This window comes from Sphingobacterium paramultivorum, assembly GCF_014109745.1.
Lineage (GTDB): Bacteria > Bacteroidota > Bacteroidia > Sphingobacteriales > Sphingobacteriaceae > Sphingobacterium > Sphingobacterium paramultivorum.
The window spans coordinates 5,346,990-5,363,055 of record NZ_CP058555.1; the positions used below are offsets into that span (position 1 = coordinate 5,346,990).

At 39.0% G+C, this 16,066-nt stretch carries 14 protein-coding genes; 9 read left to right on the forward strand and 5 right to left on the reverse strand.

Features of this window, described 5'->3' with window-relative positions:
* Window position 1: 1 nt before the first annotated feature.
* Window positions 2-2,887, reverse strand: coding sequence for a DEAD/DEAH box helicase (locus tag HS960_RS22300; RefSeq protein ID WP_159727432.1), 2,886 nt, complete (start codon window positions 2,885-2,887; stop codon window positions 2-4).
* Between the two features lie 260 nt (window positions 2,888-3,147).
* Window positions 3,148-3,927, reverse strand: coding sequence for a diaminopimelate epimerase (dapF, locus tag HS960_RS22305; protein WP_153844353.1), 780 nt, complete (start codon window positions 3,925-3,927; stop codon window positions 3,148-3,150).
* A gap of 230 nt (window positions 3,928-4,157) precedes the next feature.
* Between dapF and HS960_RS22310 the strand changes: the two genes are divergently transcribed.
* The 5 genes from HS960_RS22310 (at window position 4,158) to HS960_RS22330 (ending at window position 8,746) form a co-directional block, all read left to right on the forward strand.
* A complete protein-coding gene (locus tag HS960_RS22310) occupies window positions 4,158-5,711 on the forward strand; it encodes a Do family serine endopeptidase (protein ID WP_153844352.1) in 1,554 nt (517 codons plus the stop codon).
* A gap of 511 nt (window positions 5,712-6,222) precedes the next feature.
* Window positions 6,223-6,669 (forward strand): low molecular weight protein-tyrosine-phosphatase, encoded by a 447-nt coding sequence (locus HS960_RS22315; RefSeq protein ID WP_153844351.1) that lies wholly within the window; start codon window positions 6,223-6,225, stop codon window positions 6,667-6,669.
* Between the two features lie 71 nt (window positions 6,670-6,740).
* Window positions 6,741-7,088, forward strand: coding sequence for a hypothetical protein (locus HS960_RS22320; RefSeq protein ID WP_153844350.1), 348 nt, complete (start codon window positions 6,741-6,743; stop codon window positions 7,086-7,088).
* A gap of 58 nt (window positions 7,089-7,146) precedes the next feature.
* Window positions 7,147-7,905, forward strand: coding sequence for a peptidylprolyl isomerase (locus HS960_RS22325; RefSeq protein WP_153844349.1), 759 nt, complete (start codon window positions 7,147-7,149; stop codon window positions 7,903-7,905).
* Between the two features lie 73 nt (window positions 7,906-7,978).
* Window positions 7,979-8,746, forward strand: coding sequence for an exodeoxyribonuclease III (locus tag HS960_RS22330; protein ID WP_182330650.1), 768 nt, complete (start codon window positions 7,979-7,981; stop codon window positions 8,744-8,746).
* An 87-nt stretch (window positions 8,747-8,833) separates the two neighbouring features.
* Here the strand turns inward: HS960_RS22330 and HS960_RS22335 are convergent, their stop codons facing one another.
* Window positions 8,834-9,898: an Mrp/NBP35 family ATP-binding protein gene (locus HS960_RS22335; protein ID WP_153844347.1), complete on the reverse strand. Its 1,065-nt coding sequence runs from the start codon at window positions 9,896-9,898 to the stop codon at window positions 8,834-8,836.
* A 295-nt stretch (window positions 9,899-10,193) separates the two neighbouring features.
* Between HS960_RS22335 and HS960_RS22340 the strand changes: the two genes are divergently transcribed.
* Both HS960_RS22340 and hpt read left to right on the forward strand, forming a co-directional pair.
* On the forward strand, window positions 10,194-12,368 hold the full coding sequence (locus tag HS960_RS22340) for a transglycosylase domain-containing protein (RefSeq protein ID WP_182330651.1): 2,175 nt from the start codon (window positions 10,194-10,196) through the stop codon (window positions 12,366-12,368).
* Between the two features lie 27 nt (window positions 12,369-12,395).
* Window positions 12,396-12,935 carry a hypoxanthine phosphoribosyltransferase gene (gene hpt, locus HS960_RS22345; RefSeq protein ID WP_075994457.1) on the forward strand — a complete coding sequence of 180 codons (540 nt, stop codon included), beginning with the start codon at window positions 12,396-12,398 and terminating at the stop codon, window positions 12,933-12,935.
* Between the two features lie 44 nt (window positions 12,936-12,979).
* Here the strand turns inward: hpt and HS960_RS22350 are convergent, their stop codons facing one another.
* Both HS960_RS22350 and HS960_RS22355 read right to left on the reverse strand, forming a co-directional pair.
* The gene (locus HS960_RS22350; RefSeq protein ID WP_182330652.1) at window positions 12,980-13,477 is read right to left on the reverse strand and encodes a hypothetical protein; all 498 of its coding nucleotides are present in this window, start codon (window positions 13,475-13,477) and stop codon (window positions 12,980-12,982) included.
* A gap of 104 nt (window positions 13,478-13,581) precedes the next feature.
* Window positions 13,582-14,145, reverse strand: coding sequence for a DNA-3-methyladenine glycosylase I (locus HS960_RS22355; RefSeq protein WP_182330653.1), 564 nt, complete (start codon window positions 14,143-14,145; stop codon window positions 13,582-13,584).
* Window positions 14,146-14,268: 123 nt separating this feature from the next.
* Between HS960_RS22355 and HS960_RS22360 the strand changes: the two genes are divergently transcribed.
* Together HS960_RS22360 and HS960_RS22365 are read left to right on the forward strand one after the other, a co-directional pair.
* Entirely contained in the window at window positions 14,269-15,243 is a 975-nt protein-coding gene (locus HS960_RS22360; RefSeq protein ID WP_153844343.1) for a DUF4271 domain-containing protein, read from the forward strand.
* Between the two features lie 11 nt (window positions 15,244-15,254).
* The gene (locus tag HS960_RS22365; protein WP_075994453.1) at window positions 15,255-16,025 is read left to right on the forward strand and encodes a uroporphyrinogen-III synthase; all 771 of its coding nucleotides are present in this window, start codon (window positions 15,255-15,257) and stop codon (window positions 16,023-16,025) included.
* The last annotated feature ends 41 nt before the right edge of the window (window positions 16,026-16,066 follow it).

Consider the following 16,066-nt stretch of genomic DNA (forward strand, 5'->3'; position numbering starts at 1 on the left):
TTTAGGCCAAAAGTTCATGCAGATCTTCCTGAGATAGTGACTTGATAAAGCTTTCTTCTGTCGTGATCAGGCTTTGTGCAATCGATTTCTTTTTATTCTGTAAAGCTAATATCTTTTCTTCGACGGTATCTTTACTGATAAATTTATAGATAAACACGTTGCGCGTTTGACCGATGCGGTGTGAACGGTCTACAGCCTGTTGTTCCACAGCTGGGTTCCACCACGGATCCAGAATAAAAACATAGTCAGCTTCAATCAGATTGAGTCCCACCCCACCTGCTTTTATCGATATAAGGAATAACTTGGTATCGTTGTTTTTACGAAATTGGCTTACGGCTTCATCCCGATTCTTTGTGCCGCCATCCAGGTAGGCATAATTTGTACCTTTATTATCGAAATACTGACGGAAGATATTGAGCTGCTTTACGAACTGGGAGAAAATCAGTACTTTGTTGCCTCTTTGCATGACCATCTCAAGTGTTTCAATTACAGCTTCGAACTTGCCGGAATCACCCGAGAATTTCTCATCCACCATTCTGGGATGATTGGCTAATTGTCGGAGCTTTGTCAAGCCTTGCAACAGCGCAATTTGCGTAGATTTAGGCTTGCTGTCCAATTGTCCGTCAAGAATTGCATTGCGATATTCAGATTTGACTTTTTCGTACAACTCGGATTGTTTTTCCGTCATTTCACAATAAAGGACCTGTTCAGTTTTTGGCGGTAATTCTGTTGCCACCTGATCTTTTGTACGTCTTAATATAAATGGTTTGACAATCGCTTGAAGACGCTGTGCTTTTTCTTCATCTTTTTTCTTTTCTATGGGCTGTACAAATTCCTTTTGAAAATAGGTATAACTGCCTAGAAGTCCTGGATTGGTGAAGTGCATCTGTGCCCAAAGATCCGAAACGGAATTTTCTACAGGAGTTCCACTCAAAGCCAATTTGTTTTTGCTTTTTAGGCTTTTGATGGCTTTAAAAGATTTGGAAGTTGGGTTTTTGATATTCTGGCTCTCATCGAGGATAATGTAATTAAAATAAAAGCCACTCAAGGTTTCTTCATCAATACGGGCAATCCCGTAGGTGGTAATTACCAGATCATATTTGGCGAAAAGTGAGGCATTTTTAATGCGGTTGTTTCCGGTATGAAGGTGAATATTAAGCTGTGGAGCAAATTGCTGTGCTTCTTTTTGCCAGTTGTATACCAATGATGTTGGCAAAACCAAAAGTGAGGTACGGATATCCTGTTCGTCTTGGAGTTGTTCTTTTTGCTGTTGCAATAGGGCTAAAGTCTGTATGGTTTTACCCAAACCCATATCATCCGCAAGACAGCCACCAAATTTATACTGCTTCAAAAAATTAAACCAATTGTATCCTGCTTTTTGGTATGGGCGAAGATTTCCCTTGAAATGTTTTGGTTCGGGAATATCAGCAATTTCTTCAAAGTTGGCTAGCTTCTGTAGTTTTCGCGTAAATACCAGCTGTGTATGCTCACTAATTTCAAAGAGTAGACCAATATGTACCTTATTTAGTTTGAGCTCATGCCGATCTGCAGAAAATTGGAAGAGATGATTGTATTTTGCAAACCATTCTTCCGGAATCATGGCAATTTCTCCATTCGGTAAGGTAAATTCCTTAATGTTATTAAGAATATGGTTGCGCAGCTGGATAAATGGAATCTCATAGGGTCCAAATTTTGCGATAGCACTTATATCAAACCAATCATTGTCTTCATCAATGGAGATATCTAAGGAGGTATGACCTATGAAGAAGCGTTTTTCTTCACTATTTTGTATAATGTGGAATCCAAGTTTCTCAAGTTGTTCTTGATGGTTGTTCATCCAGTCAAATACTGAAAGCCGTTTTCCAGTATGGGTAGTTGGCGTTAATAAACCGAGTTGGAGGTCAACATCCTGTAGGCCCAATTTTTTTAAGCTTTCATTTTGTTGTTCTTCCCATTGCAAAGAGCGTTTGACACGGTGGAATATATAATGGTCATCTTCCACATTATATTCCATACGAACAGTAACTTTATTCTCGGCTCCCGCGGTAAAGGTATGCGGTCCGTACTTGAATTGCAGTTGTAATTGCGACACTCCATCTTCGATATAAATCAAATGGAGGAGCGGAATTGCTTGGTGTTGGTGGGTTTGAATTTCAAATCCTTCGGCATAGACATGATAGCGTTCAATCAGTCCACATACAAAGGTCTCGAAATATTTTTTTTCAGTGCTTCTACCGACAGAAATGTAACGTTTATTTAGGAAAGGGCTAAGCTTCTTGCCCTCAAGAGCCTGATCGAAATAATATAGGGTATTGTTTAAAAGTAACCATGCTTGTACATTGGTCAAGACAATGGCATTTTTGAACATAAACTCCAGACGCTGATTTTCGTATTTGATTGTCGGGAAATAACGTGTTTCTTCTTCGTTTCGTCGAAAATGAAATAGAACCGATGCCGCAGAGGTTGCCAATTTAATTTCTTGATCTGCTGGATAACCATCTTTGCTCATCATGAAAAGCGGTTTGTCTCCAACAGCTTCAAAAAATTGAATCATTTTTTCATCAATTTTAGGACGAAGAAGCTCATATAGCTTTTTATCGAAAACTTTGGAAAAGAAATCGACAGGTCTAATTGCTTTTTTGTAGTATTTTTTGATGAGGTGAGTTTGTTCGATTTCATCGAGCAATCGAATTAGTTTGTAATCTAATTCATCCAATTCAGCGGCGTAAGCATCGACAGTATTGCTAAATATACGTTGATAGCGTAGTGAGTAAGTCCCATTGGGATTGAGTTTGACCATGTGTGGCTCAATAAGATAGCCAAGATAGGGGTGCTCACATATAGAATAAACGATTTTATATACTGGAAATGACTTTGACTGTTGCATTAAAAATAGCGGACCTTATAAATAAAGGTATCTAATATACAATAAAATATACCATTAATCGCAATTTGCGCGTTGAAATTTTAAAAATCGGTTACTGGTGATTGCTTAGCGTTTGGTTAAAATCTAATACCTAACTACATGAAGAGCGTTGTACTCAAATATACGTGAACACCAAGGGTAGCAGGCGATATTCCAATCTTGATTTTCTTGGATGGAAAATTTGGATTGCAATTAACCTTGATCGCTATAGGAGTAAAAATCTAATAGTTCCCTTCAAAGACAAACTGTGCCGGGCCTTTTAAGAACACCTCTGTGAAATGCTTGCCCTGCTTATGGAAGGAGATATAAAGCTGTCCTCCCAATACTCGGATAGGAATATTGATATCACCTTCTAAATTTTGCTGCAAGGCGACAGCCATGGCCGCAGCAGTTGCTCCAGTGCCGCAGGCATAGGTTTCATCTTCAACACCGCGCTCAAATGTACGGAGGAAATAACCATCTCCTTCAGCTTCAATGAAATTTACATTGATGCCTTCTTTTCCATAAGTAGCGTTATTGCGAATTGCGTAGCCATCTTGGAAGACATTCTTATGCTGCAGATTTTTTACAAACTCAACATAATGTGGAGAACCTGTTTGTAACAGATAGGCTTCTCCATCCAGGGCAAAATCTGTTACATCGATCATCTGGAGATTGACAAGGTCTGCTGATAAAGAGGCATGGTGTATGCCGTCTACTGCCAAAAAGACAGTTTTGTCAGTGATAATGCCTAAGTCGTGTGCAAAAGCGACGATACAACGGCCCCCATTACCACACATGCTGCCTTCTCTGCCGTCGGCATTATAATAAATCATCTCAAAATCGTAATTTTCTCTGGTTTGTAAGAGCATTAGACCATCGGCACCAATGCCAAACCTGCGGTTACAGAGCTTTTCTACCAATGCTTCATCTGCGCGGTCAAATGCATTGTCGCGATTGTCTACTAAAATGAAGTCATTGCCTGCTCCCTGATATTTTGAAAATCTTACTTTTGATGCCATTACGTTGATTTTTAGTAACAAAAGTACGTTTTTTTGTTACAAAAAAACGGAGAAAAGTTAAGATTTGTTAAAATGATTGCATTTGTCTAGTAATTAACATTTTTTAACGTGTCGGATTTTCCGAAGGCTTCGAAATGGTATTACATTTGAACATATCCGAATAAAATCGGTAATTTTAAGAGCAAAAATTATCAGCTTATATTAAGACATTTTAAAATAAAAATAAGTTTATGAATAAGGTCGGTTTAACGCTATTAACAGCTGTTTTCGGTGGAGCGGTAGCATTAGGAGGTTACAAGCTTATTGAGAATAAGAAGTTTGATGGTATGTCTTTCGAAGACAAACAAAAGGTTTATTTTGCAAACAATCCAACAGGGGTAATGTCCTCTACAGGTAATCCTGATTTTACCCAAGCTGCGGCGGCGGTATCACCGGGTGTCGTACATATTAAGACTACTTATAGCCGTAAGGGGTCGCAGCAATCGCAGGGTTCTCCGTTCGATATGTTTGAAGAGTTTTTTGGCATGCCACAAGGTGGTGGACGTCGTCAAATGCAGTCGCAACCCGTACAGGCATCTGGATCAGGTGTAATTATTTCCGATGATGGCTATATTGTAACGAACAATCACGTCGTGGAAGATGCAGATAAAATTGAAGTGGTACTAACAGACAAGCGTTCGTTTGAAGCTAAATTGATCGGACGTGATCCGAATACCGATTTGGCTTTGTTGAAAGTGTCAGGTAAGGGCCTTCCTGTTGTCAAATTGGGTAACTCAGACAATGTCAATGTCGGTGAATGGGTACTGGCTTTCGGATATCCGCTTGGACTTCAATCTACAGTGACCGCAGGTATCATTAGTGCTAAAGGTCGTCAGATTGGTATTTTGAATGAAGGTCAACAACAACGTGGTAATCCATTTGGTGGTGGACAGGATCAAATCCCAGTAAGTTCAGCGATCGAATCCTTTATTCAAACAGATGCGGTTATCAACAAAGGGAATAGTGGCGGAGCCTTGACTAACGCTTCTGGAGAATTGATTGGTATTAACTCCGCCATAGCCTCTCCAACAGGAACATATGCTGGTTATGGTTTTGCGATTCCGGTCAATTTGGTGAAAAAGATTGTTGATGACTTTGTCGAATACGGTAATGTAAAACGTGGTTATATTGGTGTGACTTATACTGAAATAACACCTGAATTGGCCAAGGAAAAAGGTTTTACAGATGTGGATGGCTTATATGTTCAAGATGTAGTTGGTGGCGGTGCTGCAGAGGCTGCAGGTGTCAAAAAAGGAGATATCTTGACCAAGATTAATGGAAAAGTGATTACAGGTTCACCTGTCTTAAGTGAAACTATAGGTCGTGCGCGTCCTGGAGATAAGGTCAATGTTACTTACAAACGTGATGGTAAGGAAAAACAAGTAACTATGACATTGAAAGGTGAAGAATCCTTGAAGACTGCAAGTACAGGAGGAAAAGCTTCTAAAAGTGCAACGGAGATTTACAATAAATTAGGGGCAAGCTTTATTCCTGCTTCAGCTCAGAAGAAAAAGGAACTGGGTGTAAACTCTGGAGTTGTTGTGACCCAAGTGAATCGTGGTGGCATCTTTGATTATTTCGGTGTAGAGCGTGGACTGGTCATTACAGAGGTGAATGGAAAAGCGGTCAATACAGTAGATGATGTTGAAACAGCGCTTGGTGCAACGCAACGTAATATTGTACGATTGAAAGGAGTATCTCCGCAAGGTGGTGCTGTTCAATTGAGCTTCCCTGTAGAATATTAAACATTGAATTAAGAATTGGTTGATTAATATAGTTTAGGTGGTTCTAACCGTAAGGTTAGGCCACCTTTTTTATGCTTTGTGTTATTGATCGTATTTTTTATGACGATATCATTCAGCTCGCTACGCTTGGTTTAATGAAAAGAGTTTAGTCTCATTGGCTTCATTGAACTTGGTTATTGGACAGCAAAGTTCTCCGGTCTGTTTTCATTGCTGTTGGTGGATACGGAGTCAGAAGGACTTTATGGGAAAGCTAGGACACTTGGTAAGAAGTAAGTCAATTTTAAGCCGGTTGTTTCCTTAATCATTTTAGTTTAGCTATTTTGCGGAATGAAGTGCCGAAACAGCTCCAGCACTTTTTATGCTGGGCCCTTCTGGCCTTGTGATTTATTACATATTTTGCTATTGACAAGCGCGAAAGCCTGATTATGTCGGCTAATGGCGTTCTTTGCACCGTTTAGTTGGATCATAGCGTGGTATGGCTACTCTTTGATAGCTTTTAAAAATTATAGAGATGAAGATTTTAATGGTTTGTTTGGGAAATATCTGTCGTTCTCCCCTTGCACATGGTATATTGAAACAAAAAGCAGCAGATAAGCAATTAAACTGGGTTGTTGAATCGGCGGGTACAGGCGACTGGCATATTGGTGAAGCCCCCGATCGTAGAGCTATAGCAATTGCAAAGAAATATGGTGTCGATATTTCCGGTCAGCGAGCTCGGCATTTCAAACCGCAATTTTTTTCCGAATACGATCTTATATTTGTAATGGATAGACAAAACTATGCGGATGTATGCGCTCAGGTGATTGATAAGGAAGATCTGCACAAAGTTAAATTGTTTTTGGGAGATGATGTTGTTCCTGATCCGTATTTTGATGATAATTTGTTCGATCCAGTGTTTCAGATGATTGATCAACGTTGTGCAGAGGTTATTGCCAAAGGGGGGAATCCAATAGTATAACTGTATTTATCTGTGCGTTAATTTGCTTGCAAATCATCGTAAATTTATCTTAGTTTGTTTAAAACAAAAAAATGAAGGCAGCAGAAGTAAACAAGAAGTGGAGCATCCTACAGGGTGAAATTGCTTCGCTATTCGATATGGAAAAGCCTGACATCAAGGTCTGTTTATTCCTTATTGGTGTTCAGGAATTGGGGAAAGGTGCCCAAAAATTCTCAAAACGAGAAAAAGAAGAATTGATGCACATTGCGACGTGTCGTCTTTTCAGTGCTATGGGATTTTATAATCTGAAAGGTCTGGATGAAGAAGGGTGGCCACATTGGGAATTGGTAAAACCTATTCCTAACTATACTCTTTTGGAACAGGAACTGATTATGAAGTCGTTGATCATAAATTATTTTGAGGAATTAAACGTTATCTAGAAGATAACACAATTGAAAAGATAGGAAGTTCTAAATGGGAACATATAATTATTAACAGATGAGATTTTTAAAGGCTAGTTTAATAGCAGTATTCTGCTTTTTACAGGTTTTGGCATTTGCGGCTAAACCCGAGTTTAAATATGTACAGATCGTTACTGACAAGGGGACCTGTGTGCTGCGGTTGTACAATGAGACACCAAAACATCGGGATAACTTCGTGAAATTAGCAAAAAGTAAATACTACGACGGAACCTTGTTCCATCGCGTCATCCAGAATTTTATGATTCAGGGGGGCGATCCTGACTCAAGAAATGCCGTTGGAGGAGCGCAGCTGGGTAATGGAGGGCCAGGGTATACCATTCCTGCGGAGATCGAAGATGGTCTATACCATAAAAAAGGTACTATTGGAGCGGCTAGAGATAACAATCCCGCAAAAGCTTCTTCGGGTTCTCAGTTTTATCTTGTTCAGGGAAAAGTATTCACCCCTGAAGATCTCAATCGTTTGGAGCAAACACGGATGAATGGTAAGAAATTTTCGGAAGCCCAACGCCAAGCGTACACGACTATTGGCGGTGCGCCACATTTAGACTGGAATTATACTGTATTTGGTGAGTTGGTCAAGGGAGTGGATGTTATTGATCAGATTGCAGCTGTGAAAACAGATAAGCACGATAGACCAGAAGTCGACCAAAAGATGAACATGCATGTGCTAACGAGGCGAGAAGCGTTAAACTTAGAGCGGGAATTAAAGGGTCTAAAACCTCAGACTGGTATCTTTTCTAAAATCGGTGATCTGTTCTCTTCTAAGGATTATTAATGTTTTTATGAAGTCGCAAATCAGGGATTGAAGCGCTTTTTTCCCTATTATTTAGAATCTCAATACTCAAAAAATGAAAATAGTAACCTATAATGTGAATGGTTTACGTGCAGCCTTGAAGAAAGATTGGTTAGGCTGGTTGAAAACTGTAAATGCGGATGTCATATGTCTTCAGGAAATTAAAGCTACACCGGATCAAATTCCCGAAATTGCTTTGTTGGAGCAGATGGGCTATGAGCATTACTGGTATCCAGCTCAAAAAAAGGGCTATAGCGGAGTCGCCTTGTTTACGCGAATCACACCTAAGCATATTGAGTATGGTTGCGGTCATGAAGATTATGATTTTGAAGGGCGTGTTATCCGTGCTGATTTTGATCAGGTTTCAGTGATGAGTACCTACTTTCCATCAGGTACAACAGGAGATGTGAGACAGGATTTTAAATACCGTTTTCTGGAGGATTTTCAGTTATATAGCGATAAGCTTTTGATCGAAAAACCGAATTTGGTCGTTTGTGGTGATTATAATATTTGTCACCGTGCCATCGATATTCACAATCCAAAATCAAATGCAAATTCTTCGGGATTTCTTCCGGAAGAGCGCGAATGGATGGAGAATTTTATTAATTCGGGGTATATTGACTCTTTTCGCCATTTAAATCCTGATCCACACCACTATAGTTGGTGGAGCTATCGCGCAGGGGCTCGTGCAAAGAATTTGGGCTGGCGTATTGATTATAATATGGTTTCAAAACCTTTGGCGGGACAAATCAAATCTTCCAGCATAATGCCGGATGCAGTCCATTCCGACCATTGCCCGGTATTGCTGGAGCTTGCTATCTAATAATTAGATAACATTTCATAAAAAAAGGCTTTCATACGTATGAAAGCCTTTTTTTATGGTGAAGCGCAAGAGCACATTATTAACGAACTATCTCCCCTGGCTATGGATAATGGAAAGTTGCTGGGCAACTTTCTCTGCGATCGTTAAAAATGATTTCGTTACAGGATCTTCGGTATCTATGGCAACAGGGAAACCATTATCTCCTGCATCAGAAATGCCTTTTAACAAAGGGATTTCACCTAGGAAAGGAACTTTATATTCTTCTGCAAGACGTTTTCCGCCATCTTTACCAAAAATATAATATTTATTCTCTGGCAGTTCAGCTGGTGTAAAATAGGCCATATTTTCCACGACACCCAATAATGGAATATTGATGCTATCCATTAAGAACATTCCAATTCCTTTTACAGCATCAGCCAGGGCAACATGCTGCGGGGTTGTGACAATGACCGCTCCCGCGATAGGGAATGTCTGAGATACGGTGATATGGATGTCACCAGTACCTGGAGGCATATCAACAACCAAGTAATCCAGTTCACCCCAATGTGCATCGTTAAAAAGCTGCTTGATGGCCGAGGTTGTCATCGGGCCACGCCATGGAATAGGCTGGTTTGGATCAGTGAAAAATCCTATTGAAAGTAATTTCAGTCCAAATTTTTCAAGCGGTTCAATTTTAACCTGACCGTCTGGCATTTCAACTGAACCTGGTTTAGCGCCTTCAAGCCCAAACATAATCGGAAGAGATGGACCATAGATGTCGGCGTCTAAAAGTCCTGTTTTAGCACCTTTAGCATGGAGAGCAAGCGCAAGATTTGCGGCAACAGTAGATTTACCAACTCCACCTTTGCCTGAAGATACCAGGATGATGTTTTTAATACCTGAGACTTGCGCACCTTGTTTTCCGATCACATTGGAAGTCATATTGATATGAACTTCGAGGTTTTTGTCTATGAAATGGGCTATGGCGTTTCGACAGGCATGTTCAATATGGTCCTTAAGCGGGCAAGCTGGAGTAGTTAAAATGACATCGAAAGAAATTTTTTCACCTTCGATCTCGATATTTTGAATCATATTCAATGTTACAAGATCCTTTTTCAAATCAGGCTCTTCAACATAGGATAATGCATTTAATATTTGTTCTTTGGTAACCATCTATTATTCATTTGTAATCATGGATTACAAAACTACTCATTGCGGATCAATTTCATGTCATTTCTTTGTTTTTTAATGGGATTAAGATTACTGTATCGTACTCCTAATCTTTAGGAAAGATCCGTTATCCAGTACGTTTTCGTTTTCGGGTAATCAAGGTGTTTTCTAAATAATTTTGTCGGACTGTAGAAAGGGATAAAGGCCATCCTGGTTTCAGTGAATTATAATTGTATATGCAGCCAAATTTATCTAAGTTTGACTGTTGATATGCACGAATTTGCATTAAGTAATAATTATGTCCAATCGATTTATAACATCTTTTAAGTCCCGCAAATGGCGATGGCTTTATATCGCTTTAGCTGCTATTTTGGTTTTGGCGATCGCAGTAGGCACGTATGCTTATCAGAAAAGAGATGCCATGCTCATGGGAGCAATCAACAAAGCGAAAGCGAAGTTGCTTGAAAAGTATGATATGGAATTGAAGATTCAATATTATGCTTTCCAGGGGATTAATGCCGTACAGTTTAAGAATATACAGCTATTGCCCAAAAATAGAGATCAATTAGCCCAAATCAATGATTTGACAGTATCTGTTAAATTATGGCCTTTGTTATTTGGGGATGTGAAGTTAGGACAAGTTCTTTTAGATAATGGGAAGGTTTCTCTTGTTAAAAAGGATTCGATCAGTAACTACGATTTCCTGTTCAAAAAGCAGAAAAAGGATACTGTTGAAAATGATAACCCAAAGCAGAATCTGGCGGCCTTGGCAGATCGATTGTTGAAAAATGTATTTTTTAAGATTCCAAATGATCTCGATCTCAAAAACCTTGAACTTTCCTATCGTGACGACAGTACTTCACAACGCGTTGTTATTCCTTCTGCTGTGATAGACGGCGGAGATATGGAAACGAAGTTCTTGCTAAATGACCATGAGGCAGCTTGGAATCTGACCGGAACGATTGATTCAGATAATCAAGAGTGTGATCTTCGTCTTTTTTCCGATAAGAAGGAGGTAAATCTTCCACTATTACAGCGCAAATTTGGTCTTGCGGTAAGTTTTGATGAAATATCCTTCCGATTGGACAAGGCTCATAGAAGAAATAAGGAGTTACTGGAGTTGCATGGGCAATGGGGATTTAAAAATCTGAAAGTAAATCACTGGCGTATTTCTAGTAAAGATGTTATCTTTCCTGAGGCCAGAATGCAAGGTGCATTGAATATCGGAGCATGGTCGATTGAAGTAAGCAAAGAAAGTACCGTACAGGTCAAAGATTTTGTGTTTTCTCCTTATATCAAATATGTGCACAAGCCGGAAAAAGAACTCTTCCTTGCCATTCATACCGATAGGATAGAGGCTCAGCACTTTTTTGATGCCATGCCAGTTGGATTATTTCCTGGCTTAGACGGTATTCAGGTGGAGGGGCATATTCAATACGATCTGAACTTTGCTCTCGAAATCAAAAAGCCCGAAAAGCTTCTTTTCTCTTCTAAGATGGATGATAAGGATTTAAAAGTCGTCAAATGGGGGGAGGCCGATATTGCGATGTTAAATACACCATTCACGTATACCGCCTATGAAGATGGTAAGCCGATGCGGGAGATTGTTGTCGGACCTCAAAACCCTAATTTTACACCTATAGATCAAATATCTCGTTATATGCAGATTAGTTTGATCAATACAGAAGATCCATTTTTCTTTAAACACAAGGGCTTTGAGGAGAAGGCTTTTAAGCTCTCCATTGCTACAAATATCAAGGAAAAAGGATTTAAACGAGGGGCAAGTACGATATCAATGCAACTGGTGAAAAATGTTTTTCTAAATCGGAATAAGACCGTGGTGCGGAAGCTGGAAGAAATTTTGCTGGTATGGCTGATGGAACGCTCTCAGCAAGTGAGTAAAAAACGCATGTACGAGGTTTACCTGAATGTCATCGAATGGGGCAATAATGTATATGGTATTACCGAAGCTGCACGCTATTATTTTGGGAAAACACCGGCGCAATTAGGCCTTGGAGAAAGTATATTTTTGTCGAGCATTGTTCCGCGTCCTAAAAAGGGATTGAACTTTTTTGACTGGACAGGGCACCTGAAAGGGAATATGTTGCGCTATTTTAATACCTATGGTCATATTATGACCAAAACAGGGCAGATTAGTGTGGATTCAACAACTTCAAATTATGGTTTTTATGAAGTTGTTCTGCAGCCGCATCTGCGAGCAGCAAGACCAGCTGTGGTCGATTCTGTTGATGTATTTGATATGGGAGATGATCCATTGTTGTTCGATCGTCTCGAAAGTAATTCTCCTGCAGATAATCTTGAGCGTGTATCTGTTCCAAAGAAGCTAAAACAAATGGATCTGACGGAAAAGAAAGATGAGGAGGCTAGTGAGCAGGAGAAACCAAAACGATCGCTATTTGATAAGATATTGGGGCGTAAAAAAGAGGAAAAAGAAAACGACGCACATAAATAGTGCCTGTGACGAAAGAAGAATATTAGCATGAAAAAGATAGAAATTGACGGACTGCTTTTCGAACCTTTATTTGAAGAGGAGCAAATTCAGAAACGAGTGCGCTTGATGGGGATTGATATAAGCCTGCGTTATGAACATAAACAGCCTGTTTTTATAGGTGTCTTGAACGGATGTTTTATGTTTATGGCAGATCTGCTTAAGCAAATTGATGTTCCTTGTGAGATGTCGTTTATTAAGTTGGCGTCTTATATTGGAACGGGGCAATCTGAATTAAACGAGCTTTTAGGACTTGGTATTGATCTTGAAGGCCGTGATGTGATTATTGTAGAAGATATTGTTGACTCTGGGCATTCCCTGAAGTATACATTGGATGCCGTGAAAAAATTGAATCCAGCGAGTGTGATTGCCTGTGCACTTCTGGTGAAACCCGAGGCGCTGCAGTATCATTTCGAGGAATTGACCTATGTTGGCTTTGAAATAAGTAAGGAATTTGTCGTTGGGTATGGTATGGACTTTAATGGTCTTTGTCGGAATCTCCCTGATATTTATAAAAACGTAGCAGTCTAATGTACTAATAAGTGATTATTAGATTGCAACTATAGAATTTTGATCTATTCAATTGTTTGATCGTTGTATAATTCCTTTAGATTTATGCGTAAAATTTCTAAATCAGGCAAGGGTAATTTAGAGACAGTTTCAAATATTTCCTTTTCATCAAATTTAATGACTAAGACACCTTTGTTATCTTCCTCATAGCCTGATTTTTGTATTGTAAAGTCTATCTTTTCAAAATCAAATTCTTTTTGACCTCCTTTAAACCATTGGTAGTCGGCGGTGTAGTTGATTTTGTTTTTTTGAAATTCAATAATTTCAGCGCCATAGGTATTCCATAATGAAACACGGAGCATATAGTATGCTATTAATCCAAATAAGCCAAGCATGATAACACTCACAATTGTCAGCCCGCTATTGGATACATTGACAGTGACGCCACCAAGGGGTAGAATTATAGAAAATATGGTAAGTAAATAGATGAATAGTCTGGCAATTAGCGGACCTCTTTTTTCTTTTAATACCAATTGGTTTTGTTTTAGGTCGATTTGATTCATATACTGCATTTCTGTTCTTAACGGTCTGTTTTTATGGTGTAGAGAATCTGTTTTGATTTCTATAAATTAGTATTTGCGAAACCTATGCGTATTTTAATGATTAGCTATTTAAACGAACAGGTTTCGATGTGGTCGTTCACCATTCCAACGGCCTGCATATAAGCATAACAGATGGTAGAACCGAAAAATTTGAATCCCCTTTTCTTCATGTCTTTTGCTATTTTATCAGAAATAGCTGTAGTTGCAGGTACCTGTTGCAAACTGGTCCAGTGGTTGACAATCGGTTGTTTTTCGGGCAAAAAGGTGTATAAATAGTCGTAGAAGCTACCATATTCTGCCTGGATTTTCTTGAAGTGCTGCGCATTGGTAATGGTGGATTCAATTTTATTCCTGTGTTTGATGATTCCCGAATCGACCAAAAGTCTAGCAACATGTTCGTTGGTATAAGCAGCGACTTGGTCAACATCAAAATTGGCAAAAGCTTCTTGGTATGCCGTTCTTCGACGAAGAATCGTGATCCAGCTTAGACCAGCTTGTGCAGACTCCAAGATCAAGAATTCAAATAAAGTTTTGTCATCGCGGACTTGTCGTCCCCATTCTTTATCGTGATAGTCTACATATTGTGGGTCAGATCCGCACCATTGACAACGTGTGATTTCTTTGTACATGTTCTCTGAAGATTTTTTGAATGCAATATAACTTTTTATCCTAACTTTACGACCACAATTTAAGAGTTTCGAATATAGACGGTTGTTGAACATTTCATTGCCGTTAAGAGACAATTCATTTTAATGAGCGTAACTATCTTCAAATATCATTTTCTATTTGTAGTATTCCTGCTATTTTCAATAACAGGATCAAATGCACAGCGACGGACTTTACGGGCAGTTGTTCAGGACAGCAGCATCGTTAGGACGGATAGTCTAAATGTTGTCAGGGATTCTGTCGAAACGCCTAACCAAAAAGTTTTGGCGTCCTTGAACCCAGCGTTACAAGATCAATATCGGATCGTAACAGTGAACGGGGAAGGTTTAAGGGTTCATAACATTTATAATTTTGATGTACAGCAGTATTTTCAGGGTGAACTGAGAAAAAGCAATTTGGATCGGCAATATGGGACACTCAAGGCTCATCGTGAAAACTGGATTCTATTTACGGTTCTTGCATTGATCTTTGGTGTTGGGTTGATTCGGGTATTTTTTCCCTCTGATATCAAATTGGTTTTTCAGGGTTACTGGGATGATCGGGTTTTACTCTCTGTAAGCAAAGAGGATACGATTTTGACATCCTGGCCATTTATTTTTCTATTCGTATTATTCTCCGGGGCGATAGGCTTATTTGTAAGTCTATTCTATGCGTATGAATTAAATAGATTCGATTTTATTACTTTCCCCAATTATATGAAGACGGCGGGAATGGTGGGCAGTTTATTTGCGCTAAAAATCGGTTTCATCCGATTTTTATCCTTTGTTTTTGAAATTAGAAAGCTAGTAAAGGAGTATGTGACAGTGCTGTATCTGATTTATTTCAATACACTTTTTTTAATGCTTCCTGTACTATTAATTTTGAGCCTTGTACCCTTGACATCAGTAGGTATTGTGCTGCATTTGGCCATCGTTGGAGCGGCTTTACTCTTTTTCTATCGATTTCTTAAGACCGCGGCTCATATTATGTCTATGTATAAATTTTCAATTTCCTATTTAATTTTGTACCTTTGTTGCCTAGAAATAGCACCAATATTAATACTGTTAAGATTATTGAGCTAAAACTGGTTAATATGCAAACTTCAGACGTAGAAAGAGCAAAGAAGGTAAAAAGTGTACTGGTGACTTTACCAAAACCTGAAAACGATAAGTCCCCTTATTATGATTTAGCAAAGAAATACGGGTTAAAATTAGACTTTCGAGGTTTTATACACGTAGAAGGAGTTCCTGCCAAAGATGTGCGTAGGGATAAGGTTAATTTAGCAGATTATTCTGCCGTAATATTTACGAGTAGAAATGCTGTAGATCATTATTTTAGAATTTGTGAAGAGATGCGATTTGAAGTGTCTGCAGAAATGAAATATTTCTGTATTTCAGAGACGATTGCCCTCTATCTTCAAAAGTATATTCAATATAGAAAAAGGAAGATTTTCTTTGGTAAACAGACCGCGAAAGACCTTGAAGAGGTATTGAAAAAACACAAAGGGGAGAATTTCTTGTTCCCTTGTTCGGATGTAGCTAATGAGGAAACAAGTAATTGGTTACAACAAAACGGCTATAAATTTACACCAGCTGTGCTTTTTAGAACTGTTGTAAGCGATTTGACTGATTTGAAAGATGTTTTCTACGATGTTATCGTGTTCTTTAGCCCTTCAAGTGTACAGTCCTTATATGATAACTTCCCTGACTTTAAGCAGAATAATACCAGGATTGCAGCATTTGGTGCTTCTACTCAACAGGCACTTTTAGATCACGGATTGATTTTAGATATCCCTGCTCCAACACCAAAAGCTCCTAGTATGACGATGGCTGTAGAAGAATATATCAAAAAGGTAAATAAGTAGTACCTAACATAAGGTAAATAACAAAAAAAGGGTTCTTAAGA